This is a genomic window from Moraxella caviae (assembly GCF_002014985.1).
Taxonomy (GTDB): domain Bacteria; phylum Pseudomonadota; class Gammaproteobacteria; order Pseudomonadales; family Moraxellaceae; genus Moraxella; species Moraxella caviae.
The window spans coordinates 14,614-36,179 of sequence record NZ_MUXU01000049.1; the positions used below are offsets into that span (position 1 = coordinate 14,614).

Consider the following 21,566-nt stretch of genomic DNA (forward strand, 5'->3'; position numbering starts at 1 on the left):
AGTTTTTATCAGTCATAACCAATTTTTATAGAAAAACAGGTGCGCTGTTACGGTTTTTTGGGTAGAATAGGCGTAAAAAAGAATAGACGCAAAAATAAAGAATAGATGTAAATTTTAACAATTCACACAAACCAAAAAGTGCGCCGCTACTTGCCACGCACTCATCATGACAGGAATTATTATGCCAATTTACCGCTCAAAAACCTCCACCGCAGGTCGTAACATGGCAGGCGCACGCGCACTTTGGCGTGCCACAGGCATGAGTGATGATGATTTTAACAAACCAATCATCGCCATTGCCAACTCGTTCACTCAGTTCGTGCCGGGACATGTGCATTTAAAAGACATGGGACAGCTGGTGGCGCGTGAGATTGAAAAAGCTGGCGGCGTTGCCAAAGAATTTAACACCATCGCTGTAGATGACGGCATTGCCATGGGACACGGCGGTATGCTGTACAGCTTGCCAAGCCGTGATTTGATTGCCGACAGCGTTGAATACATGGTAAACGCCCACTGCGCAGACGCTTTGGTGTGCATTTCAAACTGCGACAAAATCACCCCCGGTATGCTGATGGCAGCGCTGCGCCTAAACATTCCAACCATTTTTGTGTCTGGCGGCCCGATGGAAGCTGGTAAAGTCTTGGCAAGCACGCTGGGCGATGGGCATACCGTACACGAAACCATCACCAGCGATGACGGACAAAAAATCCGCAAACTTGACCTTGTGGACGCGATGATTGACGCAGCCGATGATTTAATCAGCGATGACGACGTGGCAAATGTGGAGCGTTCAGCTTGCCCAACGTGCGGCTCATGCTCTGGTATGTTCACCGCCAACTCCATGAACTGCCTAACCGAAGCCTTGGGGCTTTCTTTGCCTGCCAACGGCTCGCTGCTTGCCACGCACGCCAAACGCAAAGAGTTGTTCTTGCAAGCAGGTCGCACCATCGTTGAGATTACCAAGCGCTACTACGAGCAAGACGATGCGTCTGTATTGCCACGCTCCATCGCTACCAAAGCCGCCTTTGAAAACGCCATGAGCCTTGATATTGCCATGGGTGGCAGCACCAACACCATCTTGCACCTTTTGGCAGCGGCAAGCGAAGCAGGTGTGGACTTTAAAATGGCGGACATTGACCGCTTATCTCGCAGCGTGCCCTGTCTATCTAAGGTCGCCCCTGCCACACAAAAATACCACATGGAAGATGTGCATCGTGCTGGCGGCGTGATGGCGATTTTGGCAGAACTTGACCGCGCTGGACTGCTTAGCACCAACGTACCAACCGTTCACGCGCCGACTTTGGCGGACGCGCTTGCCAAATGGGACGTGATGAATCCTGACAACACAGACGCGCGTGAGCTGTACATCGCAGCCCCCGGCGGCGTTCGCACCACGCAGGCATTTAGCCAAAACAAAGTGTGGGGTAATCTTGATTTAAACCGTGAATCTGGCTGTATTCGCAGCAAAGAATTCGCCTACAGCCAAGATGGCGGCTTGGCGGTACTGTTTGGCAACATCGCTGAGCGTGGCTGCGTGGTAAAAACCGCAGGCGTGGACGAGAGCATTTTGACCTTCACAGGGCGTGCGCGCGTGTTTGAAAGCCAAGACGCAGCGGTAGAAGCGATTTTGGCGGATAAGATTGTCGCAGGCGACATCGTCATCATTCGCTATGAAGGCCCAAAAGGCGGCCCCGGCATGCAAGAAATGCTGTACCCAACCAGCTACCTTAAATCAAAAGGTCTTGGCAAAGAATGTGCGCTTTTGACGGACGGTCGTTTCTCAGGCGGTACGTCAGGCTTATCCATCGGACACGCCAGCCCAGAAGCTGCCGAAGGTGGCGCAATTGGCTTGGTGGAAGAATTTGACACCATCAAAATTGACATTCCAAATCGCAGCATTCACCTTGATGTGAGCGATGAAGAACTTGCCAAACGCCGTGAAGCGATGAATGCACGCGGCAAAAACGCATGGAAACCTGTGGCTCGTGAACGCTATGTCAGCCAAGCCCTGCGTGCCTATGCCGCAATGGCAACCAGCGCTGATACAGGTGCGGTGCGTGATGTGTCGCAAGTGGAACGCTAATCTAAGGCGTCAAAAAACCAGCTCATTTGGGCTGGTTTTTTGTTTGTGTGCTATTTAAAATATACACGATTGCAATGGTAAGTGGCTATCCAAAACCCCATCAAGTACAATTATAATACTCATTCGCCACAAGCTCAGGCGGCATGGGCTTATCCATCAGCGCCAAAGTCTCACGCTCAATCATGCGCACGATGGTGTCCAGTGGCAAATCATTATCCGACAAACCAAACGGCTCTTCCAGCTCATAGCTCAGCTCATCTAGTCCAAGCAGCAAATACGACAAAAACCCCACCAGCAGCGGCGTCCACAACCCCATCACCGACTGCAAACTAAACGGCAACAGCCAACAAAAGCCAAACACCGCACGATGCAAAAGCACCGAATACGGAAACGGCAAAGGCGTGCTGGCAATGCGATCGCAGCCTGCTTGGATATTACCCATCTCCACGATATGACTTTGAATACTGGTGTAAATGATGTCGCTAATCATGCCTTGCTTATATGCACCAATCAGACGTTTTTGAATGCGCTCAAGCACAAATTGCGGTGCGTTGATGTGCGCATTGAGTTTGGTGATTTCATCATTGGTGGGCGTGCGATAATAAGAAAACTGCACCGCTTGACACGGCTGCTTACGCAATCTGTCACGCAATAGACTCACAAACATCAGCATATCAACAAGCAGTACTTCACGCTCATGCGCTGGCAAAAAATGCGTATCGCGCGTAAAATGGCGTGTGTTGGCAATCAGCGCACCCCATAATTTACGCCCTTCCCACCAGCGGTCATAGCACGCGGTGTTACGAAACCCCAAAAAGATGGACAAAATCACACCAAAGATCGCAAAGCCCATCGCTGGCACGCTGTTGATGTGAATGTCCACAAAGTGCATGAGCGCCCACACGCCTGTAGAAATCGCCATCAGCAGCAGCACAATCGGCAGCACCTTTGGCAAAATCGTGCCGCGCCACACAAATAAAAGTTTTAGTCCGTTGGATTTATCGCGTACAATCATGGGTTGGTTGTTGCAGGTTTGGTGGTTTTGGTAAATGTTTAGAATAAGAATTTATGGTTTGAAATGTTGGGTTGTGCCATCGCCAATCAACAACTCTTGGATTAAAGAACGATGGTAAGTTAGGTTAAGCCAAGCGAAAACTCAACAAATCTAAGAATTTAACTTAAAATCGTTGGGTTTTCGCTTAGCTACACCAAATCACGGCTTGCAATTCAAATGAAATTGCCAGCCCCAAACTTTATCACGATGGTTTTACACAAAAAAATAAAGCAGACTTTTGCCTGCTTTATTAAAAATTTATTTAAGCACCATCAAAGGATCAACATAAGCGCTGTTTTTGGCAACACGAAATTCCAGCAAGCTTGCGCCGTTAGATTGGCGTTTCATTTTGGCGATTTGCTGACCTGCACGCACCGAATCACCCGAACGCACGCTGGCGTCCTTGATGTGAATGTAACTGGTAACAAAGCCGTCCGAATGCTGAATCATCACCATTGAGCCTTGTACGTTATTGCCGTCTGCGTGAATGACCGTCCCTGCACGGCTGGCAAGCACCGCTTCGTTATCCGTACCGCTAAACCACATACCTTCGCTAGACACCGTTTGTCCATTGATGGTTACCGTACCAAAACGGCGCACCACCGGCACGTTTTTCGCCACAGGATAGCTAAACTGCATGACCCCAGCACTGCCGATGATTGGCGTATTGGTGCTGGCTGCCGCTGGCGCAGGTGCAACAGGTGCAGGCTGGCTTGGTGTAGGATTGCGTGTGGCTTGGGTGTTTGTCTGCGTGCGTGTGTTTGTGCTTTGGCGTGGCGGCTGGCTTTGGGTGCGAGTATTTTGTACACGCCCCACGTTGTTATTTGCGCTGCCTTGCCACAAAGTCAGCCACTGCCCTGTATAGATGGTGTAATTACCGTCAAGGTTGTTCATGCGCCCAAGTTCACGCCAATTTAGCCCATAACGCTCGGCAATCTTACTCACCGTGTCGCCTTGTTTTACCAAATAGCGATTTGGCACGCCGCGGTTATTGGTCAGCACCTTTTCGCTGGCGCTTGCGCCGCTTTGATAGGTTGGCTTACTGGCACAGCCTGCCAGCACGATTGCCGCCGCACACGCCGCCACAAGCCATTTGCCAGAAAATTTGCCCTTGTTAGGCTGATGAATTGCTTGATCAAAATGCGGCTGCGTTTGCTGAACCATCATTGCACCACTCCGTTATTGTTGTTGTGTTTTTAAAAGTATATTTGATTTAAAAGTGTGTTGAAGTTTTCAATTTTAAACATTGCGCCAATTTGCTCTGGCAAGTTTGATTTTTATCATTTGCCAAATATTTTGTCAGCATGGATAAATGCGTTCACTGTTTATATCAAACACTCAATATCAAAAAGCCACAGTGAACACTAATGCTGCGAACTTGGTATTGTAACACAGCTGTCAAAATCACAAAACCCACCGAGTGCCGATGGGTCGTGATTGAAAAATAAAGTTACAATTTTTCAAAGCGATGGTAAATTTAGGCTTGCACTTCGCTCTTTTTAATCAGCGCATAAATCACGCCTGTTACCACAGAACCGATGGCGATTGCCGCCAAATACATAAGCGGCTGCGACACAAACGGAATCACGAACAATCCGCCATGCGGTGCTTGCAGCTCAATGCTAAGTCCCATGGAAATCGCCCCAGCCAAGCCGCCGCCAATCAAAGACGCAATAATCACGCGTGCAGGGTCTGCCGCCACAAATGGCAACGCCCCTTCAGAAATAAAGCACAAACCCAGCGCAAACGATGCCTTGCCAGCATTGCGCTGATTTTCATTAAATTTACGGCGTGCCAGCCAAGTCGCAATCGCCATACCGATTGGCGGCACCATACCCGCTGCCATCGCTGCGGCAATCGGCGTATACACCCCAGACGCAATCATACCCACCGAGAAAGTATAAGCCGCCTTATTCACAGGGCCGCCCATGTCGGTGCACATCATCGCACCCAAAATCAAGCCCAAAATGATGGCATTGACTTCGCCCATGGATTTTAGCCAGTCGGTCAAAGCCGTCATCAGTGCTGCCACTGGCGGATTGATGGCGTACACCATCAAAAGCCCCACAATCAGCGAACCAAGCAGCGGTAAAATCAAAATCGGCTTAAGCGATGTCAGGCTGGCGGGCAATTTAATCGCACTGTTTAGCCATTTGACGGTATAACCTGCCAAAAAACCTGCGATGATACCGCCCAAAATCCCTGCGCCTGCGCTGTTGGCAAGCATACCGCCAATCAAACCCACCGCAAGACCGGGACGGTCAGCGATAGAAAACGCCACATAGCCAGAAAATACCGCAATCATCAGCGCAAAAGCCGCGCCACCGCCAATGTCCATCAGCGCCTTTGGTAAGCCAAACGCCAAATTCTCATCTTTAAAGGCTTCAATGCCAAACATGAACGACAGCGCAATCAGTAGACCGCCAGCCACCACCAGCGGCAACATATGCGACACGCCTGTCATCAAATGCTTGTACACACCCTTTTTTTCGTCCGCTGGCGCGCTTTGTGCTGCCGTGCCTGCGCCTTGATACACGCTTGCTTCGGCAAATGCCTTGGTGAACTCTTGCTCGGTTTTTTTCAAAGCAAGCTGCGTGGAAGTGCGGTACATTTTTTTGCCAGCAAATTTGGATAAATCCACGTCAATATCCGCCGCCACAAAGACCAAATCTGCCGCCGCCACTTCATCAGGCGTGATTTCATTGCCTGCGCCCACTTGTCCGCGCGTCTCGACTTTGACCGTCCAGCCTTGTTTTTTGGCGTAATTTTCAATCGCTTCTGCCGACATAAAAGTGTGCGCCACGCCCGTTGGGCAAGCGGTTACCGCCACGATGTTTTTCACCGCACTTTGCGCTGCTTGGCTTGGCAGAGTTTGCGTTTGCGCCTTATTTAAAAGCTCGCTGACGTACTCGGCATTGGCAAGCTCGTCCAGCTGCACGGCATCTTTTTGTAAATACAAAGTATTTGCGCTGCTTGACTTGGCAGTATCGCCAATCACAATGCGCACGGTGTTTGGCTCGCTGCCTGCTTGGTCAAGCTTAGCAATGCTTAGCATTTGGGCGGATTTGCCATGGCGATTTAGGCTGGCTGTCAATGCCTTTGCCACAAGTAGTGCCTGCGCAGATGGCGATTCACTACCCACCAAAAAACGCTCAGCACAAGATAAATCCACACAAGAAAAATCGGTTTGAGTTGTCATAATCGTCTGATTTTATTAAAATTTTATTAAATTACACACTCATAAATTTAGGTGTGATTGACTTTATATATCATCGGTAAATTCATGCGTTTTGCAAGCGTCTGCAAATCACACGTCCACCTGCAAAACTTCAACCTGCGCCAAAAGCGTGCGCAATCTGTCATCATCTGCCGCTTTAAAGCCAATGATACTCACCGCATGAGCCGCTAGTGCCGTAGCCTGCGCCAAAACTTGGGTTGGCGCAAGATTGCCAAGTAAGCCAAACATCATGCCTGCCACCAGCGTATCACCTGCACCCACCGTGCTTTTGACCGTCATTTTAGGCGGCGTAGCCTGATAAGCGTGCAGTCCATCTGGCGTTTTTTGTAGCCAATGCACGCCTTTTGCGCCCATAGAAATCACCACATTTTGAATGTTTGCGCCTGCTTCATCAAGTAATTTTGCCTGCTCATCAAGCGTACGGCATGGCTTGCCAAACACTTCAAACAGCTCATCATCGTTCGGCTTAATCAGCCACAAAGGCAAGCCAAGTGCCACTTTTAGGGCTTCGCCGCTGACGTCCACCACAAGGCGTGAGTTGACCGCCAGCAGATTTTCTAGCAAATCTTTAAAATCATTAAGCGCAAAGCCTTTTGGCAAACTGCCCGCCACCAGCACCGCATCCGCTTGGCTGGCAAGTGCGCACAAATGCTGACTTAGGCGTGCTGTGTCATCGGCACTGATTTGAAAACCTGCGCCATTGACATCAGTCGTACGCACGCCTGTGCCAGCACCGTCCACCAGTTTAATGTTCGTCCGTGTTGCGCCTGCCACACGCATAAATTCATCGCCAAGTGCGCCAAGTTTGGGATTTTTGGTGCGCTCGGTGGCTCTGTCGGCAAACAACTGGCGAAACAAGGCGTCATTCTCCGCCCCCAAAAATCCAGCCGCCAGCGCATCAGCGCCCAAGTCCGCCAAAATCTGCGCACTGTTTAGTCCTTTGCCTGCCGCATCCGTCTGCTGCGTATGCGCGCGGTTCACTTCGCCCAAATTCAGCACGTCCAAAGACACCGTCAAGTCAATGGCAGGATTGAGCGTTACGCATAAAACTTTCATACTCACCCCTTATCCTGCCAGCGCACGCACTTCTTTGGCGGTACGGCAACGCAGCGCACGCTCCGCCAAGGCTTGACACTCGGTAAAATCAAGCTCACGAATCTGCGCTTTTGTCAGCGCAATGCTCGCCGCCGACATACTCAGCTCGTCCACGCCAAGCCCCAATAAAATCGGCACGGCTTTTTCGTCCGCAGCCAGCTCACCGCACACACCCACCCATTTGCCATGGGCGTGTGCCGCTTGCACAGTTTGGTGAATAAGATTCAGCACGCTTGGGTGCAAGCCGTCCGCGTCTTTTGACAGCACAGGATGTCCACGGTCAATCGCCAGCACATACTGCGTCAAATCGTTCGTTCCCACGCTAAAAAAGTCCACATCAGCGGCAAAAGCGTGCGCCATCACCGCAGCGCTTGGCACTTCAATCATCATACCCACTTGCACATTTTCGTGCGGCTCATTTGCCAGTACGTCGTCCAAGATGGCTTTGGCAGCTTGCCATTCTTCAAAACGCCCAATCATCGGAAACATAATGCGCACGTCTCTGCCCTTGGCGGCACGCACCAACGCCGTCAGCTGATCTTTTAAAAGATTTGGGTATTGCAAGGTCAAACGCACGCCACGCACGCCCAAAAATGGGTTATCTTCGCTTGGCATGGGCAAATACGGCAGCGGCTTATCACCGCCAATATCCAGCGTACGTACCACCAAAGGACGGCCGTCCAGCGCATCAAAAACTTGTTCATAATCGGCAATTTGCGTGGCGATGTCTGGAATTTGCGAATGCGCCATAAACACAAGCTCAGTGCGCAAAAGCCCTACCGCTTCTGCACCTTGCGCCACCACATCGGCAGCGTCTTTGACATTACCAAGGTTTGCCGCCACTTCCACCTGATGATTATCAAGCGTCTTAGCGGGTGATAATGCGTGCTGATGGGCAATGCGTTTACGCTCGGTGCGCTGCGCCTGCTCATGCTGGCAACGCTCAATCATCGCACTATCAGGACTCATCACAAACCAGCCAGCACCGCCATCAATCAGCACTTTTTCGCCTTGGGCAATCTCAAGCACGCCTTTGCCAGCACCCACCAGCGCAGGAATACCAAGCGCTCTTGCCACGATGGCACTGTGCGAACTTGCGCCGCCACCAGCCGTCAAAATCCCTGCCACATACGCAGGATCAAGTCTTGCCACGTCAGACGGCAAAAGATCATCTTTAATCAGCACATAAGGCGAATCAGGCGCAGCTGGCACGTCTTGCCCTGTCAATTTGGCAAGCACTTTTTGCCCCACGTCTCGCAAATCTGCCGCACGCTCCGCCAGCAAGCGGTTTGATAGCACCGATTGCGCCTTAGCAAGCGATTCAATGTGTGCATGCCACGCTGCAGGCGCAGACAAGCCATCATCAATGCCGTCTTTTGCACCATAAGAAATCTCTTCGTCATCAAGCAGGGCAATGTGTGCGGTGAAAATCTGCGCCACAGACGCACTTTTTGCACTGCTGACGATGGCGTGCAAGTCGGTTTTGACAGCGGCAATGGCGTCTTGTAAGGCGGTGAATTGCTCGGCTGGATTATTTGCCGTCATCGGATATTTAAAGCGCATTTCACGCACGACATAAGCTTCGCCCACCGCAAGCCCTGCGGACGCTGGCACGGCCGCTGTTTGCTCGCCTGCTTGAATGCTGGCAACTGGTGCGCTAAGCATGGTTTGCGCTGCGTTTTTATTGGCGGTGTTTGACTTATTCTCAGCAGTGATTGGCGTTACTTCTTCACCCAAGCCATCTGCCACAGCCGCCACCAGTGCGTCCAAATGCGCCACTGCGTCTGTGTTTGGCTCAGCGATGAAATTTAGCGTCTGTCCACGCTCAGCACCCAACGCCAAAAGCCTTGTTAAGCTCTTGGCAGACACATACGCACCATTTTCAAGCGCCACTTTAATCTCGCCATTCGCCTTTTTGGCAAGCTCAGATAAGAAAGTCGCTGGACGTGCGTGCAAGCCGTGTGCATTTAGCACCAGCGCACTTTTGCCTTGCCAATTTGGAATCAGCTCAGCGTGTAAAATTTGCGCAAGCTCAGCACTTGTCGGAGTAGATTTCGCCAACGCCTGCGCAAATTCATCGCTTAACAAGCCGTCCAAACTTGCCGACAATGCCGCTTCATCGGTATTTTTGCCATCAGCAATCACCGCCAAAGCACGCACACCATCAGCAAAAGGCTGTTTTGCCACGCCCAGCGCCAGCGCCGCCTTGTCAGCATTTGCCACAGTCGCCACATACAGCGCCTGAGAAATGCGGTTTAGCGTCAGCGGCAAGCCCAGCACGTCTTGGGTGAATACACCCTGCTGTTTTAGGCGTGCCACCGCGTGCTGATAAAGGGTGTCAGTATCGGCAGCGGCAATGTCTGTGGCAATCAGGGCTTCATGCGCCAAAAACGATTTTGGCTCGCCTTCAATCAGCTCAATGATGGCATCAGGCGTGGTCGCAGTTTTGATTTTTTCTGCCACATCGGCATCAAGCGCACGCGTCAGCTTTTTAAGCACCTGCAAATGCTCATCGGATTTGGCTGCAATCACCGCCGCCAAATACACCACATCGCCTGCGTCCGTCCACACCACACCATCAGCAAAATGCACCAAGCGCACACCTGTGCGTAAAATTGCCGCACGAGAATCAGGCGTGCCATGCGGAATGGCAATGCCTTGCCCCAAATAAGTCGCCGCTTGCGCTTCACGGTCTTGTAGTCCTTGAATATAATCGGGTGTGGTCAGCCCATCTTCTGCCAGCACCTGCGCCAAAACGCTCAGCGCTTCTTGTTTATTGGCGGCACGCATATTCATGCGCACATCTTGCGTGGTAAGGGTCAGCATAACGCTCCTTAAATCAGCCCGTATACCACCAGACTTATGTCTGGCAGTTTTTGGTAAGTCAAATCACTTTGGCTTTGGGTTAATCTGCGTGGTTGGCAACATCTCATCATTTACCAAACCAACCAACAGTACGCCAAACCAAATGAAAAGTTATGTGATGAATTTAATTTTCAAAAATGCTTCATTTTACCATTTTTTAAGCCAATCTTTTTCATAATTTTATGACAAATTTGTAATCATCAAACGATAAATGCTGACGCCCAATAAAAAACGACAAGCCGTTGTCAGTTTGTCGTTTTGGGTTTTAAACTTGTTAAGTTTTTGGCTTAGATTTTGGTTTAAAATAAATTAACCAGCCATTTTAGCCGTTCAATGAAACCACCATCACAATAAACCCAGCGGCTTTTTCACCGCCAACACCAAAATCGCCACATAAGCGATGGTGGCAAGCAGCATACCGAATTTGGCTTGCGCTGGCGTGGTGCTTGGGCGTGCCGCCTTGGCAGTGGCAGACACCGCCACGATGAACAGCACCAATTTCGCCCACGCCCACGGCGCCATAAACTGATACCACACGGTAAACATATACAGCCCGCTCACCAGCAACAGCGCATAACAAACGTGCATTGCTCTGCGCAGCATCGGCGAAGGATTGGCTTTTTCACCCACAAATACCACGATGGCTTGGTACAAAAACAGCCCCAAAGTCAGCGCCACCATCAGCAAATGAAAATGCTTCATATTTTTGCCTTTTTACTCATTCTTGTTTGGCGGTATTTTCAAGCAAACACCGCCATTATCAAAGTATTGCTTATTGATAAAGCACTTCTAAGATTTCAAAAGCCACCAAGCCGCTTGGCGTTTGGATTTGCGCTTCATCGCCTTCTGATTTGCCAATCAAACCACGCGCGATTGGCGAATTGACCGAAATTTTATTCAGTTTAAAATCCGCTTCGTCATCGCCCACGATTTGATAACGGCGCTCTTCGCCATCGTCCACGTTTTCTAGCACCACAGTTACACCAAACACCACACGCCCATCTTGCGGCAAAGTGGTTGGATCAATCACCTGTGCGCCGCCAAGTTTCGCTTCAATATCACGAATGCGTGCTTCACACAGACCTTGCTGCTCACGCGCCGCATGGTATTCGGCATTTTCTTTTAAATCGCCATGCTCACGCGCTTCGGCGATGGCGTTGGTGATGCGTGGACGCTCGATGGTTTTTAGTTGTTTTAGTTCCGCTTCAAGTGCGGCGTGCCCCTGTGGGGTCATAGGATAACGCTGCATAACAACTCCTAAGTTTTTTCATCTGTATTTATCAATTTAATCAAGCAAGATCGCACTTTATACAATCAAAATCCCAAACGTTCATTAACGCCAAATCCACCAAAGTGCAATTTAAAACCAAATCGAGAAGTTTAATTAAAAACCAATCAAAAAGTTAAATTGCAAACATAGCTAAAAACACCACGCCATCTGGAGTGGTGTTTTGATAAATGTGTATTTGGCACGCGCGATTTGTGATTGCTTTGATGGCAATTTTGCGCTGATTGGTGAGCGTGCGCACAGCACAAACGCCACCAATCAATACATTTGGCTAACTATATCAGCTTTATGCCAAAATTGCAACACATCAAACGTTTTACAAAGCGTTTTAAAACGTTGCAAATCTGCCAATCAGCTTGACAATCAGCTTGCCAAGTCTTGCAGCTTATACACATCAAACGGCAATTTCACTTCGTACGCCTTGCATACCGCTTGCGCTGCGCTCATAGTCGTTACATAGAACACTTTGCCTTGCAAGGCGCTGCGGCGAATAGAGAACGAATCTTCTTGCGCTTGCTTGCCTTCGGTGGTGTTAATCACCATGGCAATCTCGCCATTTTTAATGCTGTCTACGATGTGCGGACGGCCTTCGGTTACTTTATTGACACGCTCGCACGCCACACCAGCGTCCGCCAGCACTTTTTGGGTGCCGCCAGTCGCCACCAAATTAAAGCCATAGTTCAGCAGTGATTTCGCCACATCAACGACGTATTTTTTATCGCTATCACGCACCGATAGGAAAACTTTTTTCACTTCGCCTTCGGTTGGCAAGCCCGGCAAACGCTCATTTGAGCCGATGACCGCTTTATAAAACGCTTCGCCAAAGCTCTTGCCCACGCCCATCACTTCGCCTGTAGATTTCATCTCTGGGCTTAGGATTGGGTCAACACCCGGGAACTTAGCAAATGGGAATACCGCTTCTTTTACCGAATAATGTGCAGGCACGATTTCACGAGTAAAGCCTTGCTCAGCAAGCGATTTGCCCGCCATGCAGCGTGCTGCCACTTTTGCCAACGATGTGCCGATACACTTAGAAACGAACGGCACAGTACGGCTGGCGCGTGGGTTCACTTCTAGGATGTAAACGGTGTTGTCTTTGATGGCGTACTGTACGTTCATCAAGCCCACCACGCCAAGCTCTTTTGCCATGGCGATGGTTTGTGCGCGGATTTGGTCTTGGATTTCGGCAGACAGCGAGTACGGCGGCAAAGAACAGCCAGAGTCGCCAGAGTGTACGCCCGCTTGCTCAATGTGCTGCATGATACCGCCAATCACCACTTCTTTACCGTCTGACACGCAGTCCACATCCACTTCAATCGCATCATCAAGGAAGCGATCCAGCAGCACTGGCGCTTCATTAGACGCTTGTACGGCAGTTTTTAGGTAGTGGCTTAGCTCATCTTCATTGTACACGATTTCCATCGCACGGCCGCCAAGCACATAAGATGGACGCACCACCAGCGGATAACCCACTTCTTTGGCACGCTCAATACCTTCTTCCATGCTGGTTGCCAAGGCGTTTGGCGGCTGATTTAGGCTCAGCTGATGCAGCATTTGCTGGAAGCGCTCACGGTCTTCAGCACGGTCAATCGCATCTGGTGTTGTACCGATGATTGGCACGCCTGCTTTTTCTAGGGCGCGCGCAAGTTTTAGTGGCGTTTGTCCGCCGTATTGCACAATCACGCCTTTTGGTTTTTCGGTGCGCACGATTTCAAGCACATCTTCTAAAGTAACTGGCTCAAAATACAAGCGGTCTGACGTGTCGTAATCGGTAGAAACCGTCTCAGGGTTGCAGTTTACCATGATGGTTTCAAAGCCATCTTCACGCATGGCAAGCGCCGCATGAACACAGCAGTAGTCAAACTCAATGCCTTGACCGATACGGTTTGGGCCACCGCCAATTACCATGATTTTATCTTTGTCGGTTGGGCGTGCTTCACATTCGTCATCGTAGGCTGAATACATGTACGCTGTAGAAGTTTCAAACTCCGCCGCACAAGTATCCACGCGCTTATACACAGGATACACGCCCAAATCCCAGCGTTTTTGGCGTACGTCATCTTGATTCACGCCAAGCAGTGCCGCCATGCGCAAATCGCTCATGCCTTTACGCTTATAACGGCGCAATACTTCAGCGCTCAGCTCGTTTAGCTTGCTGGTTTTGATTTCATTTTCACTGTTTACAATGTCTTCAATCTGCACCAAGAACCACTTATCAATCTTGGTAAGATTAAACACATCATCAAGACTAAAGCCATGACGGAACGCTTCAGCCAGATAGAACACACGCTCAGGCGTTGGAATGCTTAAGCGATTGGTGATTTCGCTCTTAATGGCGTCAGCGGTTTTACCCTCCAAATCCATCACTTCATCAAAGCCAGTCGCCCCAGTTTCAAGACCACGCAAGGCTTTTTGCATAGATTCTTGGAAGTTACGGCCAATCGCCATCACCTCGCCCACCGATTTCATCTGCGTGGTCAGCGTGTTTTCCGCTTGTGGGAATTTTTCAAAGTTGAAGCGTGGAATTTTGGTAACTACATAGTCAATGCTTGGTTCAAAAGACGCTGGCGTTTTGCCGCCTGTGATGTCATTTTTTAGCTCATCAAGCGTGTAGCCCACCGCCAATTTCGCAGCGATTTTGGCAATCGGAAAACCTGTCGCTTTAGAAGCCAGTGCAGACGAACGGCTCACGCGTGGGTTCATTTCAATCACCACCATGCGTCCGTTGTCAGGGTTGATACCAAATTGTACGTTTGAACCGCCCGTTTCTACGCCAATCTCACGCAAAACCGCGATAGACGCATTGCGCATGAGCTGGTATTCTTTGTCGGTCAAGGTTTGTGCAGGCGCAACGGTGATGCTATCGCCTGTGTGTACACCCATTGGGTCAAAGTTTTCAATCGAGCAGACGATGATGCAGTTGTCGTTTTTATCACGCACCACTTCCATCTCGTACTCTTTCCAGCCAATCAGACTTTCGTCAATCAACAGCTGGTGCGTCGGCGACAAATCAAAACCACGCTCACAAATTTCAATAAATTCTTCACGATTATAGGCGATACCGCCACCAGAACCGCCCATCGTAAAAGACGGACGGATAATCACAGGAAAACCAAAGCGGCTTTGAATTTCTAGCGCTTCTTCCATCGTCTCGGCAACGTCCGCGCGTGGACATTCTAAGCCGATTTTTTTCATCGCCTTATCAAACAGCTCACGGTCTTCTGCTTTTTCAATAGCTTCTTTGGTCGCACCAATCAGCTCACAGCCGTATTTGGCAAGCACGCCATTTTTATCCAAATCAAGCGCACAGTTTAGCGCCGTTTGACCGCCCATCGTTGGCAAAATCGCATCAGGGCGTTCTTTTTCAATGATGCGCTCCACCGTCTGCCAAGTAATCGGCTCGATGTAAGTGGCGTCCGCCATCACAGGGTCGGTCATGATAGTGGCTGGATTTGAGTTCACCAAAATAACACGGTAGCCCTCTTCACGCAGCGCCTTACACGCCTGCGCCCCAGAGTAGTCAAATTCACACGCCTGCCCAATGACAATCGGGCCTGCACCAATGATAAGAATGGATTTTATGTCTGTACGTTTTGGCATGGGTTACTCGCTTGTTTGGTTTAATCTGTTGGGTTTGTTTGTTACTTTATAATCTTAAATTTAATGGGTTGGTCTGGCTAGGCATGCGTAAGCAAATCAAGACAATCAATTTATGCCGTAAATGCAATTTTCATACGTCCACGCCACAATCTTGTCATCATCGCCTGTTTCGTAAAATGCCGATAACAGCTCATTCCACGTCTCAAGCTGGCTTTCGTTAATATTTAAAATGCCTGCGCCTGCTTTGATGAGTTGATAATTAGCACAAATGATTGCCGTGCGCTTATTACCGTCCCAAAACAGCTGCTGCCTTGCCATATAATACAGCGTTTTGATGGCACGCTTAGTATGGGAAAGTGGCAATTCATCAATGGCTTGCAGTGCTTGCTGAGCTTCGTCTTTGTTCGGAATGCTTGGCACATAACTGACACCGCTAATGCCTACGTTGCCTGTACGCAGCTCGCCCCAAGCAAGGCTTTCGTTATACGCCACAAAACCGTTGATTTTACACGCAAAATCCAAATCAAAAGGCGCATCAGAACGCAGCGCAAATTGCCATGCGTTTTTTAGGTTTAACACCACCTGTATGTCATGAGTTGAAACACCGCTGACACTCATACCATCAACAATCGTCTTGGTTTGGGGGAATGTGGTATTCACCCTTTCAAGCCGTGACATACTGTGAATGACTTCTACGATGTTTTTGCGAGCCAAAAAGCGGTTTTGCTCAAGGGTTAAGTGAAACTTATCCTGCATTTTTAAGCCACTCGCAATTCCCAAAAATCTCTCCACATTCTAAACAATGCTTTATCAACAAAGCTTGCGACTTTGTCTTTTATACCTTCTTGTTGCTGCTGATTTGAGCGGGTAAAGTATCGCCACACTAAATAATCATAAAGCCGCTGCCTATCAGATGGATTGGATAGACACACAGCCAGCCCTTGCTCAAGGCGTGCATGATTGACCACCGCCTTTAGATTGTTGAGACTTTTCATTTTAGTTTTATCATGAAAATCTTCACAATCTTTTGCTCTCAACTCCCAAAATGGCTCGCTTTTTAAATGATAAAAAGGCATTGCCAAATTCATGCGATGAGCTGACTTGACGTATTGGCGCCACGTCCGCTCAAACGTATGTTCTAATTACGGTGTAATTTTCAGTATGGCGCTGTTATAATGACCTGTCTCAAACAACTTAATCACGCTCATCAATAAAATAGGTTTGTGCGGTGCGTATCCCATCTTGGCAGAATAAGCACAATTAAGCTGATTGAAAAATTCAATATAGGTCGCTACACCCATACTCTTTATCACCCCTTCGCCCTTGCCATCTCATCAGCAAAGCGGTCAAACAACACCGAGCAATCATGCGGGCCCGGGCTTGCTTCTGGGTGCCCTTGGAAGCTAAATGCCGAACGCCCCACCAGCTCAATGCCTTGGTTTGAGCCGTCAAATAGCGAACGATGCGTTGGCTTAACGTGGCTTGGCAGGCTCGCTTCGTCCACCGCAAAGCCGTGGTTTTGGCTGGTAATCATCACCGTGCCATCTGCCAGATTTTGCACAGGGTGGTTAGCACCATGATGACCAAATTTCATCTTGATGGTTTTTGCGCCGCTTGCCAATGCCAGCAACTGATGCCCTAGGCAAATGCCAAATACAGGGATTTTCGTGTCGTTTAGAATGCTTTTAATGGCGTCAATGGCGTAGGTGCATGGCTCAGGGTCGCCCGGGCCGTTTGATAGGAAAATGCCGTCTGGGTTGTGTTTTAGCACTTCTGAAACAGGCGTGGTCGCAGGCACAACCGTAACATGACAGCCACGATCCACCAGCATACGCAAGATGTTGGTTTTTACGCCAAAGTCATACGCCACGATGTTAAAGCGTTTTTCAATGTCTTTGCCAAGCTCAGCAAAGCGGCCGCCAGTTTCGCTCAGTTTGCCGTTTTTACCATCGTGATTTAGCTGCCAAGAGCCTTGTGTCCACTCAAAGCCGTCTTTATCGCAGCATTCTTTTGCCAAATCCAAACCTTTCATAGATGGTGCGGCTTTGGCAAGTTCAATGGCACGCGCTTCGTCTAGGTTGCCGTTTTCGTCAGCGTTCATGATGCAGCCATTTTGTGCGCCAGTATTGCGCAAAAGATTGGTCAGTTTGCGTGTGTCAATATCGGCAATCGCCACCACGTCATGCTTGGTCAGATATTCGCCAAGCGACATTTCGGCACGAAAATTACTGTGCAGTAGCGGCAAATCACGAATAATCAGACCGTTTGCCCACACTTTGTGCATACGTCCAGACTCGCTGTCTTCGCCATTGCAGCCTGTGTTACCGATGTGCGGATAAGTGAGCGTTACCATTTGGTTGGCGTAGCTTGGGTCAGTCAGGATTTCTTGGTAGCCTGTCATGGCGGTGTTAAACACCACTTCGCCCGTGCTAGCCCCCAGCTTGCCAATGCTCACACCCTTAAAAACCGTACCATCTGCCAAGGCTAAAATCGCCGCTGTCTGCTTTGACGTTGTCATTCACACGCTCCGAAATTTGATAAAATTCTTGCTTTGCGGTCAAATTTTAGGCAAATTTTTTTAGGGTTTTCCCCTAAAATTTGACCACAAAAAAGCAAGCACCGAAAAGAAAACTTAATGCAGTAATTACTGAAGTTAAGTCGTCTTTTTCATGGTTGCTCGCTTTGATATAGATTTCGCCTATTATATATAATTGCACAAAAAAATACCAGTGATTTTCATCAAATCTGCTGGTATTTTTTTCAATTTTGTGAAAATTGGTGAGATTTTGCAACGTTGTGTTGGCAAGTTGTACCAAAAATGCTTACAAAACCGCTTTTAACCGCTCACCAATTTCACTCATTTTAGGCTAAATTTACGCTTAGTGTTGCTGCGCTTGGGTTACTGTGCTTGGCGTTTGTTATATTGTACCGAATTATACACCGACAGCGCAATGAACGCCACGCCAATCAAGCCTGTGATAATCTCTGGCACATGAAATTTGGTAGACAGCAGCATGATAATCGCCAGCGCACCAATCGCATAATGCGCACCGTGTTCTAAGTACACAAACTCGCTTAGCGTACCTTTGTCCACCAAATAAATGGTCATAGAACGCACAAACATCGCACCGATGGCAAGACCAATCATGATGATAATCACGTCATTGGTGATGGCAAACGCACCAATCACCCCATCAAAACTAAAAGACGCGTCCAGCACTTCTAGGTATAAAAAGCCTGCCACACCACCTTTTAAAATCGTTGGTGATACGCCTGCGGTGTTGGTGATTGGCTTACCGTTTGCGTCCAGCACTTCTTCGTCATCGTCATCGCTTTCACCTTCAAGCAATGCCGACACCACGCTGACGCCCAAATACACCAAAATCCCCCAAATGCCCGCCACCAGCACCACGCCTTGCTTGGCTTCATCAACCCAAGTCATTGACAACATCAACACAAGCAGCGCCACAAACACGCTCATTGCGTCCACCTTGCTAAAACGCACCAAGCGCGCTTCTAGCCAAGTAAACCAATGCACGTCCTTATCACCAAACATGAATTTTAGGAACACCAAAAGCAAGAACATACCACCAAAGGCAGAAATTTCCGCATGGTGTGCATTCAAATGCTCGGCATATTGCGTAGGATTGGTGAGCGCTAGGTTGATGACTTCCATCATGCCAAGATTTGCCGTAACCGCCACGATGACGATTGGGAATACCAAACGCATACCAAAAACAGCAATCAAAATCCCCACCGTCAAAAAGATTTTTTTCCAAAAAGCATTCCAGCCTTTTAAAATGGACGCATTCACCACCGCATTATCAAAGGACAGTGAAATTTCCATGATGGCAAGAATCGCCGTTACGCCAAGTGCCATCAGCATTGCCGACACGCCGCCGTGAGAATAGCCCCACCACGCCGCACCGATTAGGCAGATGATGGTAAAAATAATATCAAATAAAAAATGTCGCATGGTATCACGCAGAATGATTTTGAGTTGTCATAAAAAGCAAACATAAAAAAACCAACGACCGCTAAGTCATTGGCTCTTTTTTAAATATGGTGGGGACGGAGAGACTCGAACTCTCACACCTCGCGGCGCCAGAACCTAAATCTGGTGCGTCTACCAATTTCGCCACGTCCCCAAGTTTTTTAGCTCAACCTGCAATCTTAATTGCTGTGCGGTTGATGGGGTGCATTATACACCCTTTTTAAAATTTGGCAAGCGTTTTTTGTAAAAATTTTAAAATTTTTCGTCATTTTCGCAAAATTTTGCCAAAATTGGGTAAATTTTACAAAAACTTGGGTGAAATTTAGGAAAATTGGCGAAATTTGATGGCTTGTCAGCACATCAAACCCGCCAAATCGCCCTGCCATTCTTTTTTCTGATGATTGTTTCACCTAATAGTTTTTGCCCAGCTATTTTTCAGTCAGTCATTTCGTCCAATTATTTCGCCTTATAGCAAAACATCTCGCCTGCGCTTGTCAGCATCTCAAAAATAGACAAATCAATGCGGCGTGCATAGTTGATGTCGTTCATCAAAGACGAAACGTGTAAGTTGTCCAATTCATCATCACGCAATCTTTGTAGCAAGCGATGGCGCATGGCTTCAGTGCGTTCAATATGCGTGCTAAATTCATCAATGTGCTTATGCCAATTATTTGAATCCAGTGCCAAATTACCCGCCTGCGACAAATACGCCAGCGACCCAAAGGTATGCGCACGCAATTCGCTGTATTCGCCATACACCACGCTCGCTTCATCAGCCAGCGCATGACTCATGTTCTTTTGCAAATGCTTGCCGTCTTTGACCATACCCATCATGGCAAACGCCACCATGTGAATGGCGGTCAGCTCATCGCTGCGGCTGTCGGCTTCGTCCACGTCCATTTTACTGGTGAAATCCAAAATCTCGCCATACAAAGGCTTGATTTGCCATTCGTACAACGCCTGCACATCAAGCTCCAGCGGCAGTTTTGGCTTGGGCAAGGTGTCGGTTTTTTGGTGCAAGGCGCTCGTTGGCACAAAAATGGCGTGGCACATCACTTCCATGCTCAGCGTGGATAAATGGCGAATTTCTTTTGACACCGCACGCATGGCAATGTCGCTTGACAGCAGCGCATTGGCGTCTAAGTGGCGTGGCAACACCGCTTGTGAGCCATCAGGCAGCAAGGCAATGTTACTTTTGTCTGGCAAAATACGCACCAAAAGCGCCGCCAATCGCTCTTGCCAACGCCAAAACGCCATCACACCCACGATATTAAACAGCGAATGAAACAGCGCAAGCTGCATCAGCACCGACATATTCGTCATCTTGGCAATCCACGCCACCAGCGCGGTAAACGGCAGCCACAGCACAAAAGACAGTAATGCTGTAACCGCATTAAAAAACAAATGCACCAGCGCCAAACGCTGCCCAGAACGCTCGCTGCCAATCATGCCCATGATGGCGGTCGTGGCAGACGAACCAAGATTTGAACCCACGGCAATGGCAAAGCCTTGCGTGATGGTGATTTGCGAACTTGCCAACGCCGCCAACGTCAAAATCAGCGTGGCGTGCGATGATTGCAACACGCAAGTAAGTAAAAATCCCACGCCTGCAAAAATCAAAACTTGCGTTGCGCCATCAAATTGCAAAGACGCAAAATCAATCTGCTCACCAAAACCACCAAAACCCGCCTTGATGGCGTCAATACCCAGAAAAATCAGCGCCACACCAATCAAAATGCGCCCAATCGCCTTGGCTTGACCGCCAAAAAATCCCACCAGCACGCCAAACACCAGCATAGGAATGGCAATCGGACTTAAGCTCACGCTCTGCCCTGCCAAAGCCAGTAGCCAAATGCCTGTGGTCGCCCCCAAATTCGTACCAAAAATGATGGCAATGCCGCCAGCCAGCGTAATCATGCCCGTGCTTAAAAAGGCGATGGTCAAAAGCGACACCAGCGTACTGGACTGCAGCACAAAAGTTGAGCCAATGCCAAACAAAAATCCCTTAAACGGCGTGGCGGTACTTTTACTCATCAACCGCTCAAGCGTACCGCCTGCCGCGCTGTGCAGCCCCTCTTCAATGCACTGCATACCAAACAAAAACAGCGCCAAGCCATAACACAGCGCAAGCCACGCCTCGCTGTACCAAAACGAAAAGCCCAGCCCAATGGCGAACAGTGGCAAAACCAGATAATTTAAATAGCGTTTGGTGTGATTGGCAAAATTCATGGCAGGCTCAAAATGCGCCTTTTGCGTCAAATCGGCAAGCGGGCGCAACGTTGTCATCAAATTGTCATAAAAAGACAATTATCATATCACGTTTGCTTTTTTGTACAAGCCATCATTGTA

The 21,566-nt window shown here is 48.9% G+C and carries 14 protein-coding genes and 1 tRNA gene; 1 reads left to right on the forward strand and 14 read right to left on the reverse strand.

The genetic code is table 11. The features are described 5' to 3' along the window. Window positions 1-181 precede the first annotated feature (181 nt). Window positions 182-2,083 carry a dihydroxy-acid dehydratase gene (ilvD, locus tag B0181_RS08030; RefSeq protein ID WP_078276991.1) on the forward strand — a complete coding sequence of 634 codons (1,902 nt, stop codon included), beginning with the start codon at window positions 182-184 and terminating at the stop codon, window positions 2,081-2,083. A gap of 100 nt (window positions 2,084-2,183) precedes the next feature. On the opposite strand, the gene B0181_RS08035 is transcribed toward ilvD, so the two are convergent. From B0181_RS08035 to B0181_RS08110, 14 genes are all read right to left on the reverse strand, one after another. Next, the gene (locus tag B0181_RS08035; protein WP_078276992.1) at window positions 2,184-3,098 is read right to left on the reverse strand and encodes a bestrophin family protein; all 915 of its coding nucleotides are present in this window, start codon (window positions 3,096-3,098) and stop codon (window positions 2,184-2,186) included. A gap of 297 nt (window positions 3,099-3,395) precedes the next feature. After that, window positions 3,396-4,304: a M23 family metallopeptidase gene (locus B0181_RS08040; protein ID WP_078276993.1), complete on the reverse strand. Its 909-nt coding sequence runs from the start codon at window positions 4,302-4,304 to the stop codon at window positions 3,396-3,398. 310 nt (window positions 4,305-4,614) lie between these two features. Next, the gene (locus B0181_RS08045; RefSeq protein ID WP_242620120.1) at window positions 4,615-6,336 is read right to left on the reverse strand and encodes a fructose-specific PTS transporter subunit EIIC; all 1,722 of its coding nucleotides are present in this window, start codon (window positions 6,334-6,336) and stop codon (window positions 4,615-4,617) included. Window positions 6,337-6,444: 108 nt separating this feature from the next. Beyond that, window positions 6,445-7,431, reverse strand: coding sequence for a hexose kinase (locus B0181_RS08050; RefSeq protein WP_078276994.1), 987 nt, complete (start codon window positions 7,429-7,431; stop codon window positions 6,445-6,447). 9 nt (window positions 7,432-7,440) lie between these two features. After that, window positions 7,441-10,296, reverse strand: a complete 2,856-nt coding sequence (gene ptsP / locus B0181_RS08055; RefSeq protein ID WP_078276995.1) for a phosphoenolpyruvate--protein phosphotransferase — start codon at window positions 10,294-10,296, stop codon at window positions 7,441-7,443. Between the two features lie 384 nt (window positions 10,297-10,680). Continuing rightward, window positions 10,681-11,037, reverse strand: a complete 357-nt coding sequence (locus B0181_RS08060) for a SirB2 family protein (RefSeq protein WP_078276996.1) — start codon at window positions 11,035-11,037, stop codon at window positions 10,681-10,683. A gap of 70 nt (window positions 11,038-11,107) precedes the next feature. After that, window positions 11,108-11,584 carry a transcription elongation factor GreA gene (gene greA, locus B0181_RS08065; protein ID WP_078276997.1) on the reverse strand — a complete coding sequence of 159 codons (477 nt, stop codon included), beginning with the start codon at window positions 11,582-11,584 and terminating at the stop codon, window positions 11,108-11,110. Window positions 11,585-11,986: 402 nt separating this feature from the next. Next, window positions 11,987-15,223: a carbamoyl-phosphate synthase large subunit gene (gene carB, locus B0181_RS08070; RefSeq protein WP_078276998.1), complete on the reverse strand. Its 3,237-nt coding sequence runs from the start codon at window positions 15,221-15,223 to the stop codon at window positions 11,987-11,989. Window positions 15,224-15,328: 105 nt separating this feature from the next. Beyond that, a complete protein-coding gene (locus B0181_RS08075; protein WP_207384365.1) occupies window positions 15,329-16,003 on the reverse strand; it encodes a Fic family protein in 675 nt (224 codons plus the stop codon). Next, entirely contained in the window at window positions 15,982-16,311 is a 330-nt protein-coding gene (locus B0181_RS08080; protein WP_078277000.1) for a hypothetical protein, read from the reverse strand. The genes B0181_RS08075 and B0181_RS08080 overlap by 22 nt, the downstream gene beginning before the upstream one ends. 221 nt (window positions 16,312-16,532) lie before the next feature. Then, window positions 16,533-17,741 (reverse strand): glutamine-hydrolyzing carbamoyl-phosphate synthase small subunit, encoded by a 1,209-nt coding sequence (gene carA, locus B0181_RS08085; RefSeq protein ID WP_078277001.1) that lies wholly within the window; start codon window positions 17,739-17,741, stop codon window positions 16,533-16,535. Window positions 17,742-18,122: 381 nt separating this feature from the next. Further along, the gene (locus B0181_RS08095) at window positions 18,123-19,199 is read right to left on the reverse strand and encodes a DUF475 domain-containing protein (RefSeq protein WP_078277003.1); all 1,077 of its coding nucleotides are present in this window, start codon (window positions 19,197-19,199) and stop codon (window positions 18,123-18,125) included. Window positions 19,200-19,286: 87 nt separating this feature from the next. Next, a tRNA-Leu gene (locus B0181_RS08100) sits at window positions 19,287-19,371 on the reverse strand. A 302-nt stretch (window positions 19,372-19,673) separates the two neighbouring features. Continuing rightward, window positions 19,674-21,503 (reverse strand): Na/Pi cotransporter family protein, encoded by a 1,830-nt coding sequence (locus B0181_RS08110; RefSeq protein WP_207384364.1) that lies wholly within the window; start codon window positions 21,501-21,503, stop codon window positions 19,674-19,676. Window positions 21,504-21,566: the final 63 nt, after the last annotated feature.

What these genes read in the sequence shown, in the direction of transcription:
- B0181_RS08060 (WP_078276996.1), bottom strand. Translation starts at nt 11,037, where the DNA reads ATGAAGCATTTTCATTTGCTGATGGTGGCGCTGACTTTGGGGCTGTTT.
- B0181_RS08110 (WP_207384364.1), bottom strand. Translation starts at nt 21,503, where the DNA reads ATGACAACGTTGCGCCCGCTTGCCGATTTGACGCAAAAGGCGCATTTT.
- B0181_RS08040 (WP_078276993.1), bottom strand. Translation starts at nt 4,304, where the DNA reads ATGATGGTTCAGCAAACGCAGCCGCATTTTGATCAAGCAATTCATCAG.
- carB (WP_078276998.1), bottom strand. Translation starts at nt 15,223, where the DNA reads ATGCCAAAACGTACAGACATAAAATCCATTCTTATCATTGGTGCAGGC.
- B0181_RS08045 (WP_242620120.1), bottom strand. Translation starts at nt 6,336, where the DNA reads ATGACAACTCAAACCGATTTTTCTTGTGTGGATTTATCTTGTGCTGAG.
- B0181_RS08035 (WP_078276992.1), bottom strand. Translation starts at nt 3,098, where the DNA reads ATGATTGTACGCGATAAATCCAACGGACTAAAACTTTTATTTGTGTGG.
- greA (WP_078276997.1), bottom strand. Translation starts at nt 11,584, where the DNA reads ATGCAGCGTTATCCTATGACCCCACAGGGGCACGCCGCACTTGAAGCG.
- carA (WP_078277001.1), bottom strand. Translation starts at nt 17,741, where the DNA reads ATGACAACGTCAAAGCAGACAGCGGCGATTTTAGCCTTGGCAGATGGT.
- ptsP (WP_078276995.1), bottom strand. Translation starts at nt 10,296, where the DNA reads ATGCTGACCCTTACCACGCAAGATGTGCGCATGAATATGCGTGCCGCC.
- B0181_RS08080 (WP_078277000.1), bottom strand. Translation starts at nt 16,311, where the DNA reads ATGAATTTGGCAATGCCTTTTTATCATTTAAAAAGCGAGCCATTTTGG.
- B0181_RS08095 (WP_078277003.1), bottom strand. Translation starts at nt 19,199, where the DNA reads ATGCGACATTTTTTATTTGATATTATTTTTACCATCATCTGCCTAATC.
- B0181_RS08050 (WP_078276994.1), bottom strand. Translation starts at nt 7,431, where the DNA reads ATGAAAGTTTTATGCGTAACGCTCAATCCTGCCATTGACTTGACGGTG.
- ilvD (WP_078276991.1), top strand. Translation starts at nt 182, where the DNA reads ATGCCAATTTACCGCTCAAAAACCTCCACCGCAGGTCGTAACATGGCA.